Here is a 22,136-nt window from a genome sequence, read left to right as displayed (position 1 = left end):
AGGATGGGAGTGATAAGCAGATGAAAGAATTACAAGAAAAAATAGCAGATTATACCCGGTTTGCACAAGTACTTTTAGCTATAAGTACATTTTTAATGATCGGTTTATTAATTCCAAGTGGAATAAAAAGTATGGTACAGTCTTTTGTTATGATGGGAAGTATTATTGTATTTTTAGTTCTTGCTTTTTTCTTCTTTAAGCGTGTTAGAACGATGCGTGATCAATTAGAGGAGAGCGAATATGAAGAAAATTGTTAAATAGGGCGCTACGAAAAGAAGAAATCTTTTTGTAGCGTTTTTTGTTTTTTTTTGTAGAAAATGTATGCGTTCTATATTGACAATGATAATCCTTATCAATTAAAGTAGAATAGTAGTAAATGATTATCATTATCAATTAGAGGTGGAAGAATGAAAAAATCTATTACGCTGTTCACAGCGATCTTATCTATTTTTTTCTTGTTAATAGGTTGCAGTGCAAAGGAAAACGAAAAAGCATCTGCAACAAAAACAGAAAAAGGAACAGACAAAATCGAAATTACCGATCTCTCAAACAGAAAGGTAACGTTCAATAAAGTTCCTGAAAGTTTTGCAACGTTAAGTATGGGTGATATGAATGTTATCGATGCTTTAGGAGGGAAAATCGTCGGTCGTCCAGATGCAAAAATTCCCCTTCCAGAAGATTTGCAAAAAACGCAAGTAATTGGAAATGCACATCAGCCAAACTTTGAACAAATTGCTAGCTTAAAACCAGACGTACTTGTTGCAAATAATGGATTTCAAAAAAATATTCCAACGGTTGAAGGACAAGGAACAAAAGTAATCATTTCTTCAGCCAATTCTGTAAAAGATATTCAAAAGAGTATTGAAATGTATGGAACAGTGATGAAGAAAGAAGATAAAGCAAAAGAACTTAATCAAAAAATTAATGATCAAATGAAGAAATATGAGAAAAAGAGTGACGTTAAAGCATTGCTAGTATATGGAGCACCAGGCACTTATTTAGCGGCATTACCAACATCTCTGTCAGGTGATATTTTAGAAAAAACGGGCGGCAAAAATATTGCAGCTGGTTTCCCAGAAATGAAAGAATATCCGCAATATGCACAGCTAAGTGTAGAACGCATTATTGAGGCGAACCCAGATGTAATTTATTTAATTACACACGGAGATCCAAATAGTGTGAAAAAAGCATTTGAAGGCGAAATGATGAAAAATGAAGCGTGGAAAAATTTAGAGGCAGTCAAACAAAATCGCGTTGTTATTTTACCACCAGATTTATTTGGTTCAAATCCTGGAACAAAAGTGACAGAAGCGATGGACTTTATGTATAAAAGTATACAAGATGTAAGGAAATGATAAGCATGGAGAGTAGTGGAATAGTAAGAGAAAAGGAACATCCTTTTGCGAAAAAAAGATGGGTAACAGCAGTTACTTTAGTTGTATTAACGATGCTAGGTCTTTTTTATGGTCTTTTTGCAGGAAGTTTATCATTTTCTTTAGGAGACATTCTAACAGGGATACAAGATGAAGGTTCGACAGTTCATCGAATTGTATGGGATCTTCGTATACCTAGAGTGCTCGTTGGGTTTATTGTAGGAACATGTTTAGCTGCATCAGGAGCGTTATTGCAAGGGGTAATGAGAAACCCTCTTGCAGACCCCGGAATTATCGGAGTTTCATCAGGAGCAGGCCTTGTAGCAATAATAATTATGATTTTATTCCCACAACATATGGCTTTTTTACCACTAGGGGCGTTTTTAGGAGCGTTCATAACAGCGATGGTTATTTATGCTTTATCATGGCAAAAAGGGGCACCACCTTCAAGAATCGTCTTAGTAGGTGTATCAATCAATGCATTAATTGGTGCAGCAACGTCAGCATTAATGTTACTACATAGTGATAAAGTACAATCTGTGTTACCGTGGTTAGCTGGTGGCATTGGTGGTGTAAGTTGGGCACATTTAAATATGATTATTTATTATGCAATATTCGCTATTATATTGGCTTTCTTTGGCATTAAGCATATTCGAGTATTAATGCTAGGAGATGAAATGGCGAAATTATTAGGGCATAACGTGGAGAGAAGTCGGTTTTATTTAATAGTAGTAAGTACATTATTAGCTGGAATTGCGGTTAGTGTTTCCGGACTTATTGGATTTGTCGGTCTTGTTGTACCACATATGTTACGTTTATTAGTAGGAAATGATTATAAATATTTACTGCCGTTATCATGCCTTGGCGGAGGGATATTACTTGTTTTCGCGGATGCGATAGCTCGAAGTTGGTTCGATCCAATTGAATTGCCTGTTGGTATATTATTGTCCTTCTTAGGTGGTCCGTTCTTCTTATATTTAATTCATAGAGGAGGAAAACGACGTGATTTCCGTTAACAAAGTGTTTTACGCACATTCCGAAAGATTTCAAATGCAAAATATGAATGTACATATTAAAGCTGGAGAAATCGTTAGTTTAATTGGTCCGAATGGATCGGGGAAATCTACTTTGCTTCGTTTAATAGCAAGGCTACTTAAACAAAGTGAAGGGGATATCATTTTAGATGGGGAAAATATTCATACGATGAAGAGTGCGGATGTAGCGAAGCAATTAGCGATGTTACCACAAATGCATGATCATCAATTAGATTTAACAGTGCAAGAGTTAATACAGTTCGGAAGAGGTCCTCATAAATCATGGAGTAGTCGCTTGAATAAAGAAGATGAAGAAATTGTTGATTGGGCATTGTCTGTTACAAATCTTGAAGGGTATGAATATCGTCTTTTACAGTCTTTGTCAGGAGGAGAAAGACAACGTGCTTGGATTGCGATGACGCTAGCACAACGTACAAATGTCTTATTATTAGATGAACCAACAACCTTTTTGGATATCGTTCACCAGTTGGAAGTAATGGAACTTGTGAAACGATTAAACGAGGAGTTTGGTATGACAATTATAATGGTTTTACATGACATTAACCAAGCGGCTCAATATAGTGATCGTTTACTCGTATTAAAGCAAGGCAAGATTCAGTATGACGGTATACCAGAAGAAGTATTATGTCAACAAATGTTTCAACATGTATTTGGCATAGAAGTAGATATTTTTCAAGGAAGCGACAAGCCATTTTTTACACCGAAACGAATTTCTAAAAAAGGAGAAGAGCGATGCAAACAGAAGAACGTATTACCACTGAATTAGTAAGGGAATTTGTTATGGCAGCTCATGGAGATCTAGAAAGGGTACAGGAGCTTTTGTTCGAATCACCTAGCTTACTTCATGCTTCTTATAATTGGGGCGGTTCAGATTGGGAAAGTGCTTTAGGAGCAGCAGCACATGTAGGTCGTAAAGATATTGCTCTTTATTTACTAGAAAAGGGTGCTCGGATGGATATTTTCGTAGCAGCTATGCTTGGAGAGTTAGAAGTTGTACAAGCTATTTTAGTGGCACAACCAGAAGCATTACGTGCATCTGGTCCACATGGTATTTCCCTTCTTCAACATGCTCGAATGGGTGGAGAAAAAGCACAGCGTGTATTTGAGTACTTAACGGTGCTCTCTTAATAACCGTAAAAGTTCTTATGTGCGGTAAACTTTTCACTTTAATATAATTGGAAAGTTTACCGCCCGTTAGAACGGGATAAGTATCTAGTATATTTGAAAATCCTACACCCCCCCTCAATTGTAGTTTTCTTTTTGCTAGTTATGATATGGATGCAGTAGACAATATTTGTCTACTGCTTTTTTTACGTTTGTAAAGAGTGAATATTCTATATTTTGATGTTGGTTCATTTATAATAGAGAGTAACACTTACTATACATACAAAATATGATCGTGTAATAAAGAACAGAATGCTGGGAAGGAGTTTAAAAATGTTCCATACAGATCACCTACAATTTCGCAAATATACAATGGATGATTTACAGTTCTACGCTTCGTTATGGGGGAACGAGAAAGTAATGCGCTATATTGGAAATGGGACGTTAAAAACATATATGCAATGTAAAAAAAGTTTGGAGGAGTGGGTGCTTCCAAGTTATAAAAATGGTCTCGGTTTATTTGTAATGATTGAAAAGGAAACTGGGATACGAATTGGTCATGCAGGACTTGTTAAGCAGAAGGTAGATGGAAAAGAGGAAATCGAAATTGGTTATTGGCTACTTCCTCAGTATTGGGGGAAAGGGTATGCGAAAGAATCAGCAGCAGCATTTCGAGACTACGGTTTCCAAGCGTTACAAATGAATAAATTAATTTCGCTTATTAATCCGAACCACCCAGCTTCAATATTTGTAGCTAGAAAAACAGGACTTAGCTATGAAAAAACAACTGCATTTCATGGGATTGATGTCTTAGTTTATTCTATTAAGAGAGTTGGATGAAAAAGTTCACTTTTTTAAAGGTGAAATATACTTTTTGAAGAATGGTATATAAAAATAAAAGGAGGGATTACATGTATATTTATCATAATGGACTAATTATTCGTGAAGGAACGAATGGAGTGCCAGCATATGCAATTAAAACATTATTTGAAGATGCTGGTTGGAGTAATGATAATATCCCTTCTTGGCAAATTGAAAAATTTTCGATAGCATTTGAAAATTCAACATGGGCTTTCACAATTTGGGATGAAGAAGAGATGGTCGCGATGGTTAGAGTAATTTCTGATCAAATCATGGTTGCTAATATAGTAAATTTAGTTGTGAAGTATGAGTATAGAGGGAAAGGATTAGGTAAGAAACTAGTAGCTCTTTGTTTGCAAAAGCTTCCTCATGGTGATTGGTTTGCACATACAGCCGCTAATAATTTTGATTTTTATAGAAGTTGTGGTTTTGAAGTAAGAGAGTTATCAAGAAATGGGACATGTGCGTACTACGGGTATCAAGTAGCAAAAAAGGATGGGCACCGATAAACTTATAAGGTAGTGAAGAAAAAGGATTGCTATTTTAATAATATAAACTGAATTGAGACTCATTTTATGATAAAATAAAAGAAAATTCAGTTTATTAAACGGGGGATAAAAATGAATGTAAAAGTTGGGGATGTATTTAAATATGAAAGAAGATTTACCGAGGAAGAAGTTTTCGAATTTGCCAATATTACAGGCGATAAAGGTAGGCATCATATGGAATATGATGAGAATGGAAGGTTAATGGTTCATGGTTTATTGACGGCTAGTATTGGGACGAAAGTAGGCGAAGAGTTACATTACATAGCAAGGGAATTAGTAAGTGAATTTATTAGGCCAGTTTTTACAGGGGATACGATTACTTGTGAATTAACTTTAACAAATATTGAACAAATGGAAGGATATAAAAAAGTTTCAATTGAGTCAGTATATCGTAATCAACATGAAAAGACCGTACTAGTTGGGACAAGTTATGGAATTATAAGGGGATAAAAAAGAAGCCTGTTACGAAACAGGCTTCTTTTTTTGTCAATTAGTAAACGCGTTTTCGATTTTCCGCATGACTAGAGATAAGTAATAACGCAGACTCTTCACCTATATTACGAACAATATGAGGAACGCATGCATTCCAGGAGAAAGAATCACCTTCTTCTACAATTGCAATATCTTCACCATGTTGAATTTCTAGTTTTCCGCGTAATACAAGATGACACTCTTCGCCTTCATGAGCATTTGGTGAGTTTTCTTTTGGAAACCCAGCAGGAATTTCTACGAGATTTAGGCGAAGGCCACCTTGCTCCGCAACATGCTCAATTCTTTGTTCATCTTTTCCATAAACACTGTATTTACGTTTTTCTTTTTTTACAATTTTCAAACGATCTTTTTGTTCTAACAATAAATAGGGAAGGGGAACATTTAAAAAATTAGAGATCGTTTCTAAAGTTGAGATAGATGGTGATGTTTTATTGTTTTCAACTTGACTCATAAAGCCTTTAGAAAGACCTGTTCCTTCACAGATTTGGGCAATCGTAATACCTCTACGTTGACGAATTTCACGAATTGCAGAACCGATATTCATAAAATCATGCTCCTTTTTTGTAAACAACTATTTGTATCATAGCAAAAAAAAAATATTTTTTCTCATGAAAAATGAATTGACGAATAAAAATAATTAGTGTATGTTTTGTAATGTAAATAAAAGTTTTGTATAAGAAAACTATAAAGGAGAGAAAGAAATGAATCAACATATTGGTAACTTAATTATTCGTATCGTGTTAGGGGTAACGTTCTTTATGCACGGTTTAACAAAATTCCAATCAGGAATTGACAATATTGCAGGGTGGTTTACAAGCATTGGTTTACCGGGAGGACTTGCATACGGTGTAGCAACATTTGAATTAGTTGGAGGTCTATTGTTAATTCTAGGCTTAGGTGTAAGATATATTGGCTTATTATTTGCACTTGTTATGGTTGGAGCGATTGTGAAAGTAAAATGGTCAGCTGGCTTGTTAGGAGACGGGAAAAATCCTGGGTTTGAGTTAGAACTTGCATTATTAGCGATGGGTGCATACTTATTTGTTGCGAAAGCTGATGGTTTTGTAGATAATTTCTTAAAAGAGAAAATGTTAAAGAAGAATTAATTAAAATGGGGGTATAACAAAATGGGCTTTCAACTTCATCCCGAAACAACACTTGGGGTTGTTCATTTATATGTATCAAATTTAAAGAAATCGCTAGAGTTTTATACAGAAGTATTGCGTATGAAGGTATTGGAAGAAAAAAGTACAATCGTTACGTTTGGTAATGAGGAAAATGAGCCACTTCTCATCATAGAAGAAAAGGAAGACGCTCTTCCGAAGCAAAGAGGTCGAACTGGTTTATATCACTATGCAATTTTATTACCAAACAGACAAGACTTAGCAAATATTCTTCGTCATTTTGTTGAGAGAGTACACCCATTACATGGTGGGGCTGACCATTACTTTAGTGAAGCTCTTTATTTAGCTGATCCAGATGGAAACGGGATTGAAATTTATCATGATCGCCAAAAAGAAGTTTGGCATGATGAAAATGGAGAGCTACCATTTGTTAGTAACCCGTTAGACGGCGAAGGATTATTACAGCAAGGCAGTACATGGAATGGATTCCCAGCTGGTACTGTGATGGGGCATATTCATTTACATGTAGCTGACTTAGAAGAAGCGAAACGTTTCTATGTTGACGGTCTTGGTTTTGATGTAACAATCCCAGCTCGAAATGGAGCGTTGTTCGTATCAGCAGGTGGTTATCATCATCATATCGGTTTAAATACATGGCAAGGTGAAGATATACCACCACAAATGCCAAATTCCGTCGGCTTGAAATATTTCACTATTGTATTAGCAGATGAAAAACAAAAAGAGCAAGTATGTGAAAGTTTAAAATATATTGGCGTGTTTGCTACGTATAAAGATGGAGTATTACAGGCCGAGGATCCGTTTGGACATTGTATCCATTTCAAAATAAAAGGAGAAGCCTAAAAAAGGCTTCTCTTTTTTACTTTCTTATAATTGCTTTTTCATTTTGTAAAAATAGTTCATCAAATTGCTTCGCAAGTTCAAAATCTAGTTTCGTTAAACCTTTTGCATTCCAAGATGACAAAGTAATAATAACTGCTTTATACTGGATAAGGATAAATGGATGGTGATTATGTTCTTCTGATAGTTTGGCGGCTTCAGAGACAAATTCGACTCCTTTTAAGTAGTCGGAAAACATATATTTTCTTTCAATCCATTTTTCATCTTTTACCATCCATTTATCTACATTCAATAATTCTTCTTGAACTTCTTCTTCAGTTAATCGTAGCATCATTTTTCACATCCTTTACCTGTAGTAGCGCAAGACCATTGTTAATAAGGCGTGTTACAGCTTCGTCAGTTGTGAAAGTAGAAAGTTGCTTTAATAATGCTGCTGATGTTTCATGCCCTTTGTTATGTTCTAAAAGTAGTTCTAATATTTCAAGGCGAAGCAGCCATTCTTTCGCATAAAATTTATTTAATACCTCTTGAATTGCTACTAATTGCTCGACATACGCGTCGTGTAAAGTACCTTCACCTCGAATATCACGAACCGTTTGATACATACGATCCAGCTCAGTTAATGTAAGAGGTGTTGGAGTTTCTTCTGTTTCTTCATTAGTTGGGAAAAACGATGCTGCATCTGCTGCTCCTGGGAATACTGAAGTGATTTTTGAGCCAACAGCCATATCAAATGCGCCCCATGAAGCATCAAATAATAAGCGGTCGTTATAAGTAACTGTGCAATCGATAAAGGAGATAAGAGCAATTTTCTTATCGTTTTTTACAATAGCTGTTACTGTTCCTTTTACATGAATACCACTTGCAAAAGTAAACTCTGTAATATTTCCAATTGTAATTCCTAATGATTGTAGTTGTTCGTCTGTGCAATTTTCTAATGCAATATTTTCATTGAGTAATCCAATTGGTGTTCCAAAGCCGTCACTGTGTACAGATGTAGAATGATTCGCTAATTGTTTATTATGAAGTGCTAATGCCGTTGGCGAAGTTGTGCGCATGTAAATAACTTCACCTGCATCGTTTTCAATTGTTTCGTTGAATGTGCCTGTAATTTGTAATCCACTATTTAGCTCAGCTGTTGCATGGTTTTCGGAGTGAATTGCTTTTTCTAATCCTTCTGTGCCACCTGTTTTGAATGCCATCGTTTCAGAGAACGTCTCAAGCGCCTCAGTTAACTCTTCAAATGATTGACAAACAAATAGCTGTGGTTGCATTTTTGTCACATCATAAGTTGTCCCTGTGCAAGCTTCAATTGAGAAAGGAACTTTTTCTACAGCATCTGTTAAGCAATGTTTGCTTTCGCCGACAGAGGAAAGAAGGCCAGCACCGTAGATTTTTGGATCGTCAATATTTCCAATTAAGCCGTACTCTACTGTCCACCAGAAAAGACGTGAAATTTGTTCAGCTTCTGATAAACCAGAAACTAAGTTTTGTTTTTCGATTACCGCATTTTCAGCAGTGGCAACTTCATCAGGTGTAGAAGTAGGGCTTTCTTTTACAATCGTTAATGTACGGACAGCTTCAAACGCATCATGTTCTTCTTTTGTGGAGAAAGCTTTCGCACCAATTTGTCCGAAGCGTTTCACATATTTTGCATATGTAGGATCAAGTAAAATCGGTGCATGTCCTGCTGCTTCGTGTACGATATCTGGAGCCGGCGTGTACTCAATATTTTCTACTTTACGAATATCCGTTGCGATGGGTAGTAATCCGTGTCCTTGAAAATCGAAGAATGCTACGCCAGGAATAAGTCCGTCAATCGTTACAGCTCCCCAGCCGCTTGGTGCTAAACATTCATTCATTTCTTCTACCTTTGGGATTGCATCTATATTAATACCAGATGATTGTAGTCCATTCACATAGGCTGGATGAGCAACATCTTTTAAGAAACTATGATTTTGTCTCATAATGTAACGCCATACAGCGTGATTCACCGGTGTGTATTGATCATAATGCTGTGTGGATACGAATGGTTTTAAATGCGATGGAATTTCTGTTTTCTTTGTCATTTAGACATCCTCCTTTTTTTCTATAAAATTAAATATCGGTTTCGTATAGCTTGTACCACCCCCTCAAAATTGTAAGCGTTTATAAAATTTTATCATAAGATTCGGAATTATTTAACATTTGTTTCTGTGAGAAATAGAAAAAGCCCCTATCGGAACATCCGATAGGGGCGAAAGAATCGCGGTACCACCCTATTTGTAAGTGGAAATACACTTACATCTCAATTCATGATAACGGAAAAACTCCGTCTTTTCCTTCATGCATAAAAGCACTACGAAAAAGAAGCTCCAGAATTGTAATTCGTACTTATATATGTGCTAATTTCCACCGACCACTAGCTCTCTGTAACAGGGATATAATATACTACTGCGATTCTTTCAATGCGTATATATGAAGTTGTATAAAAGGGAAGGACGCAAAAAAGCCCCTATCGGAAAATCCGATAGGGACGATAAAAATCGCGGTACCACCCTAATTGTAAACATAAAAATTGTTTACCACTCACTTTAAGATAACGGAAAAACTCCGTCTTCCTCTTCATGCATTATGTGCACTACGGGAAAGAAGCTCCAGAATTGTAATTCACGCTTGTATATGTACTGATTTGCACCAACCATCAGTTCTCTGAGACAGGGATATAAGTCGCTACTAGTATTCCTTCAAAGCCGATATATAATTCGTTCAACTAAACTATGTTTCGTATTATAAAACTATTTTTAAAAGATTGTCAACAAAAAATTATTACTTTACTTCCAAATCAACGTTTAAATTGGTTATATTTCCGGCTGCATCAGTTGCTACAATGTGAATTATATTTTTTCCTTGTTGTAATTGGTTACGATCGAAATAAATGTCGTAACTTTTCTCCCAAGGGTTCAGGAACGCACTTTCCCACACACCATTTCCGTTAATTTCATATTGTATCGTTACTGGATGTCCTGGAGCAACCCATCCGGATTCTGTCATCCAATCTAAAAGTATATCATCTACTTTCCCTCTAATTACGAGGTTTTCTTGATCTACTTCAGACGATAACTTCGGTGCAGTGCGATCGACAAATACAGCCCCTGTTTGTTTCGTTTCTCCACCAGAGTTAGAAGCAACAGCTTCGATTTGGTATAAGCCATCAGGTAGAGGAGATCCGTCAGTTTTTGTACCATTCCATTTGAAAGATTTATAACCTGGTGTTTCGTTTTTACCTTGATATACCGTGCCTTGATATGTCACACGGTCTTTCGTAATTAAATTGGCATGAAACGCTATGTCCTCAACTGGTGTAACTAAATAGTAATTGATTAGGTTGTCATCTAGTATTTTGTCATTATTTGGACTGAAAGTAGAGTTAACGATTTCAAGGCCATCAATACGTTTGTATTCTTTCGGATCGATGCTAAATGTAAACGGAATACGCATTTCTTCAGTTTTTCCTTGTTCTTTTACATATAGATTTCCTGTATATACGCCTTGTGGTAAGGAGCTATCTACAGTAATAGTAAAAGGCTTTTCGATGTTACTATTTGGTTTCAAACTAATAGAAGAAGGGAAAGAAGTTTGGATTTTTGTTTTTGTATCTAGTAATTCAATACGAGTTGAAAAGTTTTTCTTTTTGTTAGAAAGATTTTGTAACGTAATATTTTGTGTTAACTTCACTTTACCGCTATTAGGTTTAATAAGACCGAAACTTACATTGTTAGGTTGCACTAATGCATCTGTTTGAGCTGCTTTTGGAATGTTAATTAAACCAGATCCTTGTGCCATGACAGGATATGTATTTTCATTGACATCCTTTAATGTTTTTGCAGTATTGGCAAGAGCTGCTTTCAATTGTTCTGTCGTCCAATCAGGGTGCATTTGACGGAGCAGGGCAACAGCTCCTGCTACTTGCGGCGCAGCCATACTTGTCCCATTATGAGATTCATAGCCACCTCTTGGGACAGTACTAGTAATTTGTACGCCAGGTGCAACAATATCAGGCTTTATAAGCCAACTACCTTGTGATGGTCCTCTTGAACTGAAGTTACCAATCAGTTCGGTTTTGTTTGGTTGTCCAATTTTTATATTTTTCTTTCGTTTTGTAATTAAAGTTTTTAACTCTTCGCCATTTGTATTTGATAGTTGCATAACTGGAAGAGCTATATCTTCACGGCCAAAATATTCGGGCATAATATTAATTTCTTTTTCGTTAGAAATTAGTAGCACACCGAGAGCGCCAGCTTGTTTTGCTTGTTCTGCCTTTACTAACGTGCTCGAAGTTCCTTGTAAAACAAGGGCGAACTTACCTTTCACATCTTGTTTCGCGTAATCGCTTGAATTACCGTAGCCAACATAGACAAGCTGAGCATCGTTTCCTACTTGGAAATCTGCTTTTGATAACGGTAATCCTTGGTAAGATTTATTTGAACCAGCTACTTGGAATGTTGGGAATGGAATAGAAACAGTAGATGCGCCAACAGAGATGACACTACTTGCGTTACCAGGAGCATCAACAGACCAAGGCTTTGGTCCATCATTTCCATTTGAAACAACTGCAGTAACACCAAGTTTTGCTGCACGTTCTAACGTCATTGTTACAGGTTGATCAGGGACATTCAAATCTTGACCAAGAGATAAATTTAAAACGTCAGCGCCATCTTGAATAGCGCACTCAATACCTTGAAGAATATCTTCTGTCGTACCAGTGCCACCATCATTCATGACACGGTAAGCGAGTATAGAAGCGTTCGGAGCAATTCCCTTTATTTTTCCGTTACCAGCAATAATTCCAGCAACATGGGTACCGTGGACGTTTCCATCCATCGGATCATTATCTTCATCTACTGTATCATAGCCACCAATATAATTTGCTTGTAAATCAGGATGGGTATAGTCTACACCTGAATCGATAATAGCGACTTTCATCCCTTTTCCATCAAGGGGTTTGCCAGTTGGATCTTTTAAATTCCAAGCCTCAGGTGCACCAACTGTAGGACCTCCAACATTTGGTGTTTCTTGATCCGCTGGGCTTTTTGATGTTTCATGTAACTTATATGTTAAGTTTGGATAAATTGCTTTTACTTCAGGTAAAGAAGCTAAAGCAGCAACTTGATCTCCTGGGATAGAAATAGAAAAACCAGAAAATAATGTACTATATGTTTCTTTTATCGTTGCCTTCGGTGCTTTTTCTTTAATTTTTTTTGTTGTATCCTCTTGTGCCTTTTTTAGTTGTGCATGGTATGATTGCACATTGCTATTTTTTAGGTCTGGAGCATGCTGAATGTTACTTTGTGAAGCGAGTGGAGCATGTTGCAATTCTACAATGACTGAAATTTCTTTTGATGTTTTTGTTTCAACATTTTGCGCGATTTTGTTTTCGCCCCATTGTTCAATATTCGCTTTTAACTGTGGACTAAATTGCTTCTCTTTTTGCAGTGACCCAGCATGGGCGCTTAAAGCTCCAAAACTCGAAAAGACGAGCGCCATACTTAATAGTGTAGATGTAGTCTTTTTCATTGAAACTCCCCCTAATAAAAAGTGCTAATATTCAGAAAAAATATCTTACATTTTTATCATTAAATATAAAAACGAATGTTGGCTAAACTATATTTTCGACATAATTCATACCAATCCTCTTTGAATTGAAAATTTCTTGGGAAATTTTTTGGGATTATGTCGAATGGGTAAAATTTGCATATAGTAAGCGGAATATGAGGAATGCTAAAGATGGAAAATGGGGGTGCTATATGAAAAGATTTATAGTAAGTGTAATCATGATTTTGTTCCTTTTTTTCTGTTCCAGTTCGATTAAAGGCGCAGAAAACCATGAAGTGAAAGTTGCCTTTATTCGTAATCATAATCTATGGATTAAAGTTGGTGAGAAAGAAAAACAAATTACAAAAGGAGAGTACATAACAGGGCCGAAATGGTCACATAATGGAGAGTGGCTTGCATATGCAAAAGGAAAGAAGCGAAATCATTTCGAACTGTATCGGTTGAAAGATGGAAAGAAAGTTACACCATCTCAATCAGAAGCATCGAATTATCAATGGTCACCAACAAAGAATATAATTGCCTTTGTATTTGCACGTACATTAAATATATTTGATGCTGAAAAAAAGAAAGCAGATTTTGAAAATGTAGCCAATGGTGTAGGTGACTATGCATGGTATCCTGATGGTAAGAAATTTCTTGTATCATCAGAAGCGCACTTGCTTCCAACAGGATGGACAGGTGCTCAGTTATATGAAATACAAAAGGATGCAAATATGAATCCTCATAAGATGAAACATTTATATGCACTACCGAATGAGCATGATGACTTTTTAGCATTAGTTGGAAGTGGATTTAAGTGGTCGCTAGATCAAAGGTGGATTTCGTTTTTGGCAGTACCAACAGCTTCTTTGTCAGCGGATAGTAATACACTTTGCTTAATTCGATCAGACGGCAGTCGTTTTGAAACAGTAGATCAAATGTTATTAAACACACAATGGTTCAAATGGGCGCCATCAAAAAATATATTAGCCTATATTGAAGGAAGCGGGAGAGTTGCATTAGAGAATAAACATTTAAAAGTAAAAGAACTGCCGGCATTACAGCAGCACACATTTACTCCAAAAGGCTATGTTGATTGGGATTTCACATGGAAGAACGATAATGTAATTATCGTTTCAAGGGCAAAGGAAGCAGAGCTATCGGTCCCTCTAGAAAAAAGACCACTACCATCTTTATATGAAGTAAATAGTATAAACGATGAACAAAATCAAATTACAAAGCCACCTAATAGCCAAGGTGATTATAATCCTATTTTTATTAAGAAGAGCAACCAATTAATGTGGCTCCGTTCGAATCGTAAGAAAGCTGATGCATGGCTTGCTCATAACGATGGAAAACATGAAAAGAAGTGGATTGAAAATATAGATGTACCAGAGTGGTATTATGAGAAATGGAATTGGGAAGATGTCGTTTCGGTTAAAGACGAGTAAAAAAACCAGCCTAAAATATAATTTGTAGGCTGGTTTTTCAATGTTACTTATGTGTTTTATTTGGCTTTTTTTTCGCAGGGTTTCCGTTACCTTGGTGCTGTCTATTTTGTTCATCTTTTGCTTGTTTTTCATGTAATGTATCTAAAAAGTCATTTGATTTACTCATTTTTTATATCTCTCCTTTTTTCATTGCGTCCTAGTTACTATAACCATTTAGGAGGATAATCATGAGATAAAAGTTAAGCGCTTAATTTTCTTCGGTAGTATAAGTAAAATAGTCCATACGTAATGAATAACATAAGTAAAATTTGTAACTCTACATTTTCTTTAAAAATAGTTGCGACAGGATTTGGTAAATAAGGTGATGTATCGCTCGTTCCTAAACCTAACCATTTGTTTAAGAGGTTCATGATACAAAATATGAAAACACCGGACCAGCTTGCGATAATTGCTTTTTGTTTAATTTTCGTTTTACGTTCATCATCTGTAATCCAAGGATTAGCAGTTTTATCACTAATAAAGAAGCCATTTATGTATCCCCATATGATTATTCCGATAAAGATGATAATCCATTTCATATTTGTATTCCTCCCCTTATTGTAAAAAGTATTTTACATATATAATTGTAATGTTTTCCAAATATTGATGTCAAATACTTTTTACATTCTGCTTTTTAAAATAGCAGGAGTAAAGAAAAAAATAGGGAAGAAATATGTGAGATTATTTCATAGTGAGGGGAAGAGGAGAATGAAACTTGTCTTTGTTCGGCATGGTGAAGGTGAGCATACGAAAGATTTATCATTAAGTTTACAAGTGGTGAATCCGTCATTGACGGGTGTGGGAAAGAAGCAGGCAAAATTGCTTCAGCGCGATGTACCATTACAAGAAAAGGATATATTAATCGTTAGTCCTACACTTCGAACTTTACAAACTGCGACAATATGGAGTGCGGAAGTTGCTTGTCAAAAAATTGTTCATCCATATGTATCCCCGCGTATTTTTCCTTATCGGGAATCCGCCAAAACATTGCCATGCGATCAATTGTTAGATCGAAAGATAATTAAAAATTCATTTCCATATTTTTCATTAGAAGAAAGTACAAATGAATTGTTATGGAATGAGGGAATCAATATCATCTCAGAGAAGGAATTTCAGCAAATAGTAGATGCATTTCTGCATTGGTGCGATCAGTTAAAAGCAGAAAAAATTTGTATCGTTTCACATGATGGAACAATTACAGCGTATAGGCAATATTTACAGAAAGTTGCTTTAACTAGAGCAGATTTTTTGAAAGAAACGGGTATGTATGAAATTGACTTATAGGGTAGGGGATTTGTAATGGAAGAGTTAGGGGGAATGTATACGACTTAAACGAGCAGAGGGTATACTTTGGCGTAGCGGAAATTAAGTAATATGCAAAATTGCATATTATACATATTGTAAATGGTTGGTGTAAATTTGGGGAGCTGAAGCTAGTAGAATCAATTTTACATGATGATGCAAAATCGTATGTTAGATCGATAGATTATGTAGGTGGAAACTTAGGACTTATGTTTACAATACGCGTATTTTACAGGCTTATTAACCATGACAACACGTTAGGAGAAGCTGTTCGAGAAGCGAGATTAATCGATGAGGGGACATGTACATTTCGAGTATATAAACAACGTGAAACGCATTTGTTCTATATTCGAATGAATGTGTTTCACATTTAACTCACATTTTTTTTACATTTTCTTCAATGAAAATGATTATCACTTGTGGTATGATATGTTCAAGTTTTTGCGGGTAATAAAAGTTACTATATAAACGTTAGTATTTAATGTTTTTTATGTGTTTCACAAATTATTCATAATTAACATTTTAAAAGTAAGCAACTAATGTTATTATATTATCTGTAACTGACTTAATTACAACTTTAGGAGGAAGATATGATTATTCAATTTTTAAGAGAAAACAAAGCAGTTTCTTTTGTATTAGCGATAGTTCGAGTGTATCTTGGTTACACATGGGTAATGGCTGGAATCGGTAAACTACAAGGCAAGGGATTCGATGCAACTGGTTATTTACAAGGTGCAATTGAAAAATCTAAAGGAGCACAACCAGCTGTTCAATCTTGGTGGGCATCATTCTTACAAGATTTTGCAATTCCAAACGTTGATTTATTTAATACACTTGTGACGTGGGGAGAAATTTTAGTCGGAATTGGTTTAATTGTAGGCTGTTTAACAAAAACAGCGGTCTTTTTCGGTCTTGTAATGAACTTTTCCTATATGTTTAGTGGGTCAATTGGTGTGAACCCTGAGATGGTTATTTTATCGATGTTCGTTCTTGTTTCTGGTATGAATGCTGGGAAAATTGGAGTTGATGGCTTCATTATTCCAAAAGTACTAGGATCAAAAACGCCAAAACGCCAAAAGCAAGCTGCTTAATATATGAAAACGGGTATCTCAACATGAGATACCCGTTTATTTTTCAGCACTTATAGGATTTTTTTCGAAGAAATCTTTTACATACCCTACAAATTCTTGTGGCTCTTGACGAAATGGTGCGTGATAACCTTTTTCGATAATATGGAAAGTACTATTTTTTAAGAATTGATGATAAGTTTCTCCTTCTTTCCAAGAAACGCTACTATCATTTCTTCCCCATATAATTAAAGTTGGCTGCTTAATTTCATTTGCATTGATTTGAAGACGTCTAGGCCACAACTTCATTTTATTATAATGTTCTTCATCATTACGCTTGAAGTTAACTTTGCTCTCATCATAGTCTGCAATAGAAGAAACTGTACTTAAATCAGTCGATAATTGTGGTTTAGGAGATCCCTGCTTATTCACTAATGAGTGAGGCCCGCCTGTAGCGTCAGTTAAAATAAGATGGGTAACCGCATCAGGATATAAGTATGTTAAATTAAGAGAAATTTCTCCGCCCATGGAGTGACCAAGTATTGCGAATGTATCATAACCTAGTTTTTTCATTAGCTTATAATACAAATTTGCATGAGTTGGGAAAGAATAATAAAAATCCATCGGCTTAGAGGAACGTCCGAATCCTAAGGCGTCAACAGAAATAATCGTATGATCTTTTGCTAAATCTGAGTAAATCTTTTGAAATCCATCTGATGATCCACCAAATCCATGGATCATAAGTAAAGGTGGTTTCTTGCTGCCAATTTGCTTAAAGTAAATAGTTTGTCCATCTATTTCAACCATTTTTTCTTCTGTAGTTAATTTCGCGGTAATTGTATTTTTTACTTGTTTTACTTGTTCTACGGGCTTTTCTGCTGCACTACATCCTACTAGTGATGTAAGAGTCAGACAGCTCGCTATAAAATAGCTAAGTCGCTTCAATTAGTTGTCCCCTTTCTAACATAACGCTGCATCTATCATAGCAAATAGCATATTACGATTTCCAGGAAGTTGATCACCATTCTTTATCATAAGAGGTGAAAGAAGTACTTCATGGAAATTTGCTGTTTGAAGAAATTGGCGGAATAAGAATTGTGAATGCGGGACATCAATGCGTATTGTCCCATTCCACGATTTACAAATTATTTCTAATAAGTGAATAGAGTCTTCTTCTGTTTTTGAAATAAGTGGAGTAATACATAGCACATCTCCTTTTTGTATGCATAAAGCAAAAGCATCGATTTGATTATCCCGTTCTATTTTAAATGAGTAGGTTGCTCTCGATAGTAGCGATGAATAAAGCTTAGAACGATGAGCACCAGTCGCAGTTTGATCAAGAAAAACAAGAGAAGGAAGATCATTTTTCTGAATTTGTTTTATGGGAACAGACTTTGTACTTATGTGATTCGCTTGTTTTTCGAAACGATGAATTGTTGTTATTGATTGAAATCCATATGATTGATATAAAGGTTCACCAGCTTTTGTTGCAATGAGCAGAATAGGAAACGATGAATGAGTTAGAGCTAAACTGTTGTTTAGCAAAATACGGCCGATTCCTTGTCTTTGAAAATCAGGATGTACGATTAACATACCGATAGAAGAAAATCCACGATCAAATGGAAATACCCCTCCAGCTGCAATAAGTTTATTTTTATGTACATAGCCAAAAATTGTACCAATTGAAAGATACATATGGAATTGTTCTTTCATAAAGGCTTCATGTTGTAACCATCCGATAGATTCGCAAAGAGAGAGTAAATCTGGAATGGCAGATTTGTCTAGTTTTACTGTTTCCATAAAGATTCACCACATTTCTATTCAAATTAGAAAAAAAGTAGAGAACAGAATGTTACAAAATGTAAAGTAATCGATTTACGTTAAAAGAAATCCAATTTGTTTATATTTAGTTTGTAAAGGACATTATGCTTGATATGAAAGGACAAAGTTATACAAATTATAACTGATATTTACATAAGTTAACAAAAAATTTACATATAACTACTTTTATCTTAATAGTCTTCTATTAGATTGAATAGTGGGAAATGAATAACCTAATTAGGGGGACAAGACAGTGAAAAAGTTTGTAAAAAAAGCATGGCCATTTGCAGTTGTGGCGTCGTTAGCAGTTACTTCGGTAGCGACATGGAATTTTACGCGTTCTAGTGAGGTTAATGCAGATGAGAACGGAAACAATGCAAAAATTAAAAATGTCATTGTATTAATTGGGGATGGTATGGGGCCTTCATATATGACAGCTCATCGTTATATGAAAGATAATCCAAAAACATTTGAGATGGAATCTACAGAATTTGATAAGCATCTTGTAGGAACACAAAAAACATATCCAGAAGATGAACATGAAAATATTACAGACTCTGCATCGGCAGCAACTGCGATGTCAGCAGGTATAAAAACATATAATGCAGCAATTGCAGTTGATAATGATAAAGCTGAAGTGAAAACAGTGTTGGAGCAAGCGAAAGAAAGAGGGAAATCAACGGGGCTCGTTGCGACTTCTGAAATTACGCATGCAACGCCAGCCGCTTTCGGTGCACATGATATTAGTCGTAAAAATATGGATGCAATTGCAAATGATTACTTTGATGAGAAAATTAAAGGTAAGCATAAAATAGATGTTATGCTTGGCGGTGGCGTCAATAACTTTGTTAGAAAAGACCGCAATCTTACAGAAGAGTTTAAGAAGTCCGGTTATAGTTATGTAACAGATCGTAATCAATTATTAAATGATAAAAGTGATCAAGTTCTTGGTTTATTTGCACCAGGTGGTTTAGATAAAATGATTGACCGTAATGATAAAACACCGTCATTAGAAGAGATGACAAATGCGGCGATTGAGCGCTTGAACAAAAATAAAGATGGTTTCTTCTTAATGGTCGAAGGTAGTCAAATTGATTGGGCTGGACATGATAATGATATTGTCGGTGCAATGAGTGAAATGGAAGACTTCGAAAAAGCATTTAAAGCAGCAATTGAGTTTGCGAAAAAAGATAAGAACACATTAGTTGTTGCAACTGCGGATCATTCTACTGGCGGTTTATCTTTAGGTGCGAATGGTGAGTATAACTTTAAAGTAGAACCGATTAAAGCTGCGAAACGTACACCAGACTTTATGGCAAATGAGATTGCAAAAGGTGCAAATGTAGAAGAAACATTGAAAAAGTATATTGATTTACAGTTAACACCAGAAGAAATTAAAGCTGTAAATGATATAGCTCCATCAAAAGATGTAACAAAGATTGATAATGCAATTGAAGATATCTTCAATAAGCGTTCGGTTACAGGCTGGACAACGGGTGGACATACAGGTGAAGATGTGAACGTGTATGCATTTGGCCCAGGTAAATACTTATTCTCTGGTGTTCAAGAGAATACAAATATAGCTAAACGTGTCTTTGACATTGTTGGCGGTGGCGATCCGAATAAAGGAAGACGCTAATTATAAATGAAAGTGAGGCGAAATGCCTCACTTTTCTTTTTAGGAGATGGAAAGATGAGGATTTTTTTAGGGAAAGTAAGATTCCTTTTAGTATTTGTATTATTGCTAGTTGGATGTCAATCTCAAGAGAATAATATAGAACAAAAATCTGCTAAAAAAACTGAGGAAAAGGTACATATAACGAAAGAAGAAGAGAAATCCATTCAAGATGTTATTGAGGCATTTGTACGGACGACGAATGAAAAAAATCTTGCTGAACATATGGAGTTATTTTCAAAGAAGATGCCTAGTGCTGAAGACTTAAAAACACAAAAGGAAGCAGCGTTTCAAAAGGGAAATAAGAAAATTGAATTAGAGCGTATGAATATGAAAGCTCTTAAAGAGGGACTTGTTATCGTTGAAACAGAGGAAAAAGAAGTAGACGGGGGAGTTATTTTGCAGAAGAAAGTACAGTATGCACTTGGAAAAGAAGAGGCAGGCTGGAAAATTGAAGAGGTTCGTACGATAGAAAAGAAATAAAAAAGGTTCTCGTAGAGAGAACCTTTTTAAAGTGGTAATAAAATTTGATTTGAACATGCTTCAATATCATCAATATCTTGACGGATTGTCGCCATTTTATTATCGAGATCTTCAGCTTTCATAGCCGCATCATGTAGTTCATCTCTCAAATAATCAGGTATATTTCCTTCATATTTATAGTACAGTTTATGTTCTAAACTTGCCCAAAAGTCCATCGCAAGTGTACGTAATTGGATTTCAGCAAAGACATCTTTCGTACCAGAATTTAGTGATAACGGATATTTAATAATCATGTGTAGACTTTTATATCCGTTTTGTTTTGGGTTAGCGATATAATCTTTTACTTCTACAATTTCCATATCTTCACGATTTTCAATAACCTCTTTTAAATGGTAAATGTCTTCTACAAAGCAACATGTAATACGGATACCAATAATATCTTGTAATTGTGTTTGAGCATTTTCAACTGTTGGTAATAAGTTTTTACGCTCAAGCTTCCTAATGATACTTTCGGGTTGTTTAAGTCTCGTCTTTATATGTTCAAACGGGTTGTAATCCTCTAAAAATTGAGCTTCCCGGTTCATAATTTCAAATTTAGTTTTTAACTCTTCTAAAGCGAATGTATAAGGTAGTACAAAAGCTTTCCAGTAGTTAACTGTTGATTGGTTATATTCCATTTATATACACACCTTTTCTTATTTACAAGTGAAGTTGTTATTATACTAAACACCAAATCATGTAGGCGCAAGCAGCAAATGATGAAATCATAAAGCGATATTTAGTTTTCATATTTTCAACTCCTTTCAAATGAAATTTTATATATTAATAAACGCAGTTGTTAGTAAGTTCGCTATGTACAATTCCTATAGTAATAGATTCATGTGAAATTCGTATGAACTAATTGTTTCAGTTTTTTGTCTTTTTTTTGTAAATAAAAATTATTGTCGCAATTTAAAGGTTTTAATTTCAGTTATTCAGCTTCATAAATTAATATAAATTCGAATTTATGATTGTTGAGAAGGACATATAGAATCCTTTTGTTTTGCAATTGACAAATAGAATGAAGTTATATAATATATAAATCGTAATCATTACGTTTTAGTTGCAATCTTTGAAAGAAAGGAGAATACATATGCGTGTAAATATTACATTAGCTTGTACGGAGTGCGGTGATCGTAACTATATTTCTAAAAAGAATAAACGAAACAATCCAGAGCGCATTGAACTAAAAAAATATTGTCCACGATTAAAGCGAGTTACGTTACATCGTGAAACGAAGTAGAAGACTAGAGATTCCTCTAGTCTTTTT

The 22,136-nt window shown here is 35.3% G+C and carries 25 protein-coding genes, 1 pseudogene and 2 other annotated features; of the genes and pseudogenes, 17 read left to right on the top strand and 9 right to left on the bottom strand.

Annotated features, from left to right (window positions below; genetic code table 11):
* Window positions 1-20: 20 nt before the first annotated feature.
* From LUS72_RS21630 to LUS72_RS21595, 8 genes are all read left to right on the top strand, one after another.
* The gene (locus tag LUS72_RS21630; protein ID WP_002034123.1) at window positions 21-257 is read left to right on the top strand and encodes a YrhC family protein; all 237 of its coding nucleotides are present in this window, start codon (window positions 21-23) and stop codon (window positions 255-257) included.
* Between the two features lie 150 nt (window positions 258-407).
* Entirely contained in the window at window positions 408-1,355 is a 948-nt protein-coding gene (locus LUS72_RS21625; protein WP_097830612.1) for a helical backbone metal receptor, read from the top strand.
* Between the two features lie 5 nt (window positions 1,356-1,360).
* Window positions 1,361-2,389, top strand: coding sequence for a FecCD family ABC transporter permease (locus LUS72_RS21620; protein ID WP_141533498.1), 1,029 nt, complete (start codon window positions 1,361-1,363; stop codon window positions 2,387-2,389).
* Complete coding sequence (locus LUS72_RS21615) at window positions 2,376-3,194, top strand: ABC transporter ATP-binding protein (RefSeq protein WP_097830614.1); 819 nt, start codon at window positions 2,376-2,378, stop codon at window positions 3,192-3,194. Before LUS72_RS21620 ends, LUS72_RS21615 begins: the two co-directional genes overlap by 14 nt.
* Entirely contained in the window at window positions 3,161-3,556 is a 396-nt protein-coding gene (locus tag LUS72_RS21610; RefSeq protein ID WP_097830615.1) for an ankyrin repeat domain-containing protein, read from the top strand. Before LUS72_RS21615 ends, LUS72_RS21610 begins: the two co-directional genes overlap by 34 nt.
* A gap of 288 nt (window positions 3,557-3,844) precedes the next feature.
* Window positions 3,845-4,372 (top strand): GNAT family N-acetyltransferase, encoded by a 528-nt coding sequence (locus LUS72_RS21605; RefSeq protein ID WP_141533499.1) that lies wholly within the window; start codon window positions 3,845-3,847, stop codon window positions 4,370-4,372.
* Between the two features lie 71 nt (window positions 4,373-4,443).
* Window positions 4,444-4,902, top strand: coding sequence for a GNAT family N-acetyltransferase (locus LUS72_RS21600; RefSeq protein ID WP_097830617.1), 459 nt, complete (start codon window positions 4,444-4,446; stop codon window positions 4,900-4,902).
* A 111-nt stretch (window positions 4,903-5,013) separates the two neighbouring features.
* A complete protein-coding gene (locus tag LUS72_RS21595) occupies window positions 5,014-5,391 on the top strand; it encodes a hotdog family protein (RefSeq protein ID WP_071747409.1) in 378 nt (125 codons plus the stop codon).
* Between the two features lie 40 nt (window positions 5,392-5,431).
* Here LUS72_RS21595 and LUS72_RS21590 read toward each other — a convergent pair whose 3' ends face one another.
* Window positions 5,432-5,977: a helix-turn-helix domain-containing protein gene (locus tag LUS72_RS21590; RefSeq protein WP_097830618.1), complete on the bottom strand. Its 546-nt coding sequence runs from the start codon at window positions 5,975-5,977 to the stop codon at window positions 5,432-5,434.
* 157 nt (window positions 5,978-6,134) lie between these two features.
* Between LUS72_RS21590 and LUS72_RS21585 the strand changes: the two genes are divergently transcribed.
* Together LUS72_RS21585 and LUS72_RS21580 are read left to right on the top strand one after the other, a co-directional pair.
* Complete coding sequence (locus LUS72_RS21585; protein WP_002145660.1) at window positions 6,135-6,539, top strand: DoxX family protein; 405 nt, start codon at window positions 6,135-6,137, stop codon at window positions 6,537-6,539.
* Between the two features lie 21 nt (window positions 6,540-6,560).
* A complete protein-coding gene (locus LUS72_RS21580) occupies window positions 6,561-7,418 on the top strand; it encodes a VOC family protein (RefSeq protein ID WP_097830619.1) in 858 nt (285 codons plus the stop codon).
* Window positions 7,419-7,434: 16 nt separating this feature from the next.
* Here LUS72_RS21580 and LUS72_RS21575 read toward each other — a convergent pair whose 3' ends face one another.
* From LUS72_RS21575 to LUS72_RS21565, 3 genes are all read right to left on the bottom strand, one after another.
* On the bottom strand, window positions 7,435-7,749 hold the full coding sequence (locus tag LUS72_RS21575) for a 4a-hydroxytetrahydrobiopterin dehydratase (RefSeq protein ID WP_097830620.1): 315 nt from the start codon (window positions 7,747-7,749) through the stop codon (window positions 7,435-7,437).
* Complete coding sequence (locus tag LUS72_RS21570) at window positions 7,730-9,484, bottom strand: aromatic amino acid hydroxylase (RefSeq protein WP_264448247.1); 1,755 nt, start codon at window positions 9,482-9,484, stop codon at window positions 7,730-7,732. Before LUS72_RS21570 ends, LUS72_RS21575 begins: the two co-directional genes overlap by 20 nt.
* A gap of 160 nt (window positions 9,485-9,644) precedes the next feature.
* Window positions 9,645-9,872, bottom strand: a binding site (T-box leader).
* A gap of 51 nt (window positions 9,873-9,923) precedes the next feature.
* Window positions 9,924-10,154, bottom strand: a binding site (T-box leader).
* 69 nt (window positions 10,155-10,223) lie between these two features.
* On the bottom strand, window positions 10,224-12,971 hold the full coding sequence (locus tag LUS72_RS21565) for a S8 family serine peptidase (RefSeq protein WP_264448246.1): 2,748 nt from the start codon (window positions 12,969-12,971) through the stop codon (window positions 10,224-10,226).
* A 230-nt stretch (window positions 12,972-13,201) separates the two neighbouring features.
* Between LUS72_RS21565 and LUS72_RS21560 the strand changes: the two genes are divergently transcribed.
* The gene (locus tag LUS72_RS21560; RefSeq protein WP_264448245.1) at window positions 13,202-14,440 is read left to right on the top strand and encodes a TolB family protein; all 1,239 of its coding nucleotides are present in this window, start codon (window positions 13,202-13,204) and stop codon (window positions 14,438-14,440) included.
* Between the two features lie 43 nt (window positions 14,441-14,483).
* Here the strand turns inward: LUS72_RS21560 and LUS72_RS21555 are convergent, their stop codons facing one another.
* Window positions 14,484-14,606 (bottom strand): DUF4023 domain-containing protein, encoded by a 123-nt coding sequence (locus LUS72_RS21555; protein ID WP_264448244.1) that lies wholly within the window; start codon window positions 14,604-14,606, stop codon window positions 14,484-14,486.
* Between the two features lie 73 nt (window positions 14,607-14,679).
* Window positions 14,680-15,018, bottom strand: coding sequence for a phosphoglycerate mutase (locus tag LUS72_RS21550; RefSeq protein WP_097830625.1), 339 nt, complete (start codon window positions 15,016-15,018; stop codon window positions 14,680-14,682).
* A gap of 169 nt (window positions 15,019-15,187) precedes the next feature.
* Here LUS72_RS21550 and LUS72_RS21545 point away from each other — a divergent pair, with 169 nt between their 5' ends.
* The 3 genes and pseudogenes from LUS72_RS21545 (at window position 15,188) to LUS72_RS21535 (ending at window position 16,872) form a co-directional block, all read left to right on the top strand.
* Window positions 15,188-15,763, top strand: coding sequence for a histidine phosphatase family protein (locus tag LUS72_RS21545; RefSeq protein ID WP_264448243.1), 576 nt, complete (start codon window positions 15,188-15,190; stop codon window positions 15,761-15,763).
* A 9-nt stretch (window positions 15,764-15,772) separates the two neighbouring features.
* Window positions 15,773-16,155 (top strand): annotated as a pseudogene (locus LUS72_RS21540) (hypothetical protein); the annotation flags it as partial.
* A gap of 216 nt (window positions 16,156-16,371) precedes the next feature.
* Window positions 16,372-16,872: a DoxX family protein gene (locus LUS72_RS21535; protein WP_097830628.1), complete on the top strand. Its 501-nt coding sequence runs from the start codon at window positions 16,372-16,374 to the stop codon at window positions 16,870-16,872.
* Between the two features lie 36 nt (window positions 16,873-16,908).
* On the opposite strand, the gene LUS72_RS21530 is transcribed toward LUS72_RS21535, so the two are convergent.
* Both LUS72_RS21530 and LUS72_RS21525 read right to left on the bottom strand, forming a co-directional pair.
* A complete protein-coding gene (locus LUS72_RS21530) occupies window positions 16,909-17,793 on the bottom strand; it encodes an alpha/beta fold hydrolase (RefSeq protein WP_264448241.1) in 885 nt (294 codons plus the stop codon).
* A 15-nt stretch (window positions 17,794-17,808) separates the two neighbouring features.
* Window positions 17,809-18,648 carry a GNAT family N-acetyltransferase gene (locus tag LUS72_RS21525; protein ID WP_264448240.1) on the bottom strand — a complete coding sequence of 280 codons (840 nt, stop codon included), beginning with the start codon at window positions 18,646-18,648 and terminating at the stop codon, window positions 17,809-17,811.
* Between the two features lie 274 nt (window positions 18,649-18,922).
* Here LUS72_RS21525 and LUS72_RS21520 point away from each other — a divergent pair, with 274 nt between their 5' ends.
* Together LUS72_RS21520 and LUS72_RS21515 are read left to right on the top strand one after the other, a co-directional pair.
* Window positions 18,923-20,308, top strand: a complete 1,386-nt coding sequence (locus tag LUS72_RS21520; RefSeq protein WP_097830631.1) for an alkaline phosphatase — start codon at window positions 18,923-18,925, stop codon at window positions 20,306-20,308.
* 54 nt (window positions 20,309-20,362) lie between these two features.
* A complete protein-coding gene (locus LUS72_RS21515) occupies window positions 20,363-20,827 on the top strand; it encodes a hypothetical protein (RefSeq protein WP_097830632.1) in 465 nt (154 codons plus the stop codon).
* 26 nt (window positions 20,828-20,853) lie between these two features.
* Here LUS72_RS21515 and LUS72_RS21510 read toward each other — a convergent pair whose 3' ends face one another.
* On the bottom strand, window positions 20,854-21,504 hold the full coding sequence (locus LUS72_RS21510; RefSeq protein WP_097830633.1) for a GTP pyrophosphokinase: 651 nt from the start codon (window positions 21,502-21,504) through the stop codon (window positions 20,854-20,856).
* Window positions 21,505-21,959: 455 nt separating this feature from the next.
* Here LUS72_RS21510 and rpmG point away from each other — a divergent pair, with 455 nt between their 5' ends.
* Entirely contained in the window at window positions 21,960-22,109 is a 150-nt protein-coding gene (rpmG, locus tag LUS72_RS21505) for a 50S ribosomal protein L33 (protein WP_001265617.1), read from the top strand.
* The last annotated feature ends 27 nt before the right edge of the window (window positions 22,110-22,136 follow it).

Origin of the sequence: Bacillus cereus (assembly GCF_025917685.1) — a bacterium.
GTDB lineage: Bacteria > Bacillota > Bacilli > Bacillales > Bacillaceae_G > Bacillus_A > Bacillus_A cereus_AT.
This window is presented reverse-complemented; position numbering and strand designations above follow the sequence as displayed.

What these genes read in the sequence shown, in the direction of transcription:
- LUS72_RS21555 (WP_264448244.1), bottom strand. Translation starts at nt 14,606, where the DNA reads ATGAGTAAATCAAATGACTTTTTAGATACATTACATGAAAAACAAGCA.
- LUS72_RS21595 (WP_071747409.1), top strand. Translation starts at nt 5,014, where the DNA reads ATGAATGTAAAAGTTGGGGATGTATTTAAATATGAAAGAAGATTTACC.
- LUS72_RS21585 (WP_002145660.1), top strand. Translation starts at nt 6,135, where the DNA reads ATGAATCAACATATTGGTAACTTAATTATTCGTATCGTGTTAGGGGTA.
- LUS72_RS21600 (WP_097830617.1), top strand. Translation starts at nt 4,444, where the DNA reads ATGTATATTTATCATAATGGACTAATTATTCGTGAAGGAACGAATGGA.
- LUS72_RS21580 (WP_097830619.1), top strand. Translation starts at nt 6,561, where the DNA reads ATGGGCTTTCAACTTCATCCCGAAACAACACTTGGGGTTGTTCATTTA.
- LUS72_RS21535 (WP_097830628.1), top strand. Translation starts at nt 16,372, where the DNA reads ATGATTATTCAATTTTTAAGAGAAAACAAAGCAGTTTCTTTTGTATTA.
- LUS72_RS21560 (WP_264448245.1), top strand. Translation starts at nt 13,202, where the DNA reads ATGAAAAGATTTATAGTAAGTGTAATCATGATTTTGTTCCTTTTTTTC.
- rpmG (WP_001265617.1), top strand. Translation starts at nt 21,960, where the DNA reads ATGCGTGTAAATATTACATTAGCTTGTACGGAGTGCGGTGATCGTAAC.
- LUS72_RS21525 (WP_264448240.1), bottom strand. Translation starts at nt 18,648, where the DNA reads ATGGAAACAGTAAAACTAGACAAATCTGCCATTCCAGATTTACTCTCT.
- LUS72_RS21620 (WP_141533498.1), top strand. Translation starts at nt 1,361, where the DNA reads ATGGAGAGTAGTGGAATAGTAAGAGAAAAGGAACATCCTTTTGCGAAA.
- LUS72_RS21575 (WP_097830620.1), bottom strand. Translation starts at nt 7,749, where the DNA reads ATGATGCTACGATTAACTGAAGAAGAAGTTCAAGAAGAATTATTGAAT.
- LUS72_RS21630 (WP_002034123.1), top strand. Translation starts at nt 21, where the DNA reads ATGAAAGAATTACAAGAAAAAATAGCAGATTATACCCGGTTTGCACAA.
- LUS72_RS21510 (WP_097830633.1), bottom strand. Translation starts at nt 21,504, where the DNA reads ATGGAATATAACCAATCAACAGTTAACTACTGGAAAGCTTTTGTACTA.
- LUS72_RS21550 (WP_097830625.1), bottom strand. Translation starts at nt 15,018, where the DNA reads ATGAAATGGATTATCATCTTTATCGGAATAATCATATGGGGATACATA.
- LUS72_RS21625 (WP_097830612.1), top strand. Translation starts at nt 408, where the DNA reads ATGAAAAAATCTATTACGCTGTTCACAGCGATCTTATCTATTTTTTTC.
- LUS72_RS21515 (WP_097830632.1), top strand. Translation starts at nt 20,363, where the DNA reads ATGAGGATTTTTTTAGGGAAAGTAAGATTCCTTTTAGTATTTGTATTA.
- LUS72_RS21605 (WP_141533499.1), top strand. Translation starts at nt 3,845, where the DNA reads ATGCTGGGAAGGAGTTTAAAAATGTTCCATACAGATCACCTACAATTT.
- LUS72_RS21565 (WP_264448246.1), bottom strand. Translation starts at nt 12,971, where the DNA reads ATGAAAAAGACTACATCTACACTATTAAGTATGGCGCTCGTCTTTTCG.
- LUS72_RS21610 (WP_097830615.1), top strand. Translation starts at nt 3,161, where the DNA reads ATGCAAACAGAAGAACGTATTACCACTGAATTAGTAAGGGAATTTGTT.
- LUS72_RS21590 (WP_097830618.1), bottom strand. Translation starts at nt 5,977, where the DNA reads ATGAATATCGGTTCTGCAATTCGTGAAATTCGTCAACGTAGAGGTATT.
- LUS72_RS21570 (WP_264448247.1), bottom strand. Translation starts at nt 9,484, where the DNA reads ATGACAAAGAAAACAGAAATTCCATCGCATTTAAAACCATTCGTATCC.
- LUS72_RS21545 (WP_264448243.1), top strand. Translation starts at nt 15,188, where the DNA reads ATGAAACTTGTCTTTGTTCGGCATGGTGAAGGTGAGCATACGAAAGAT.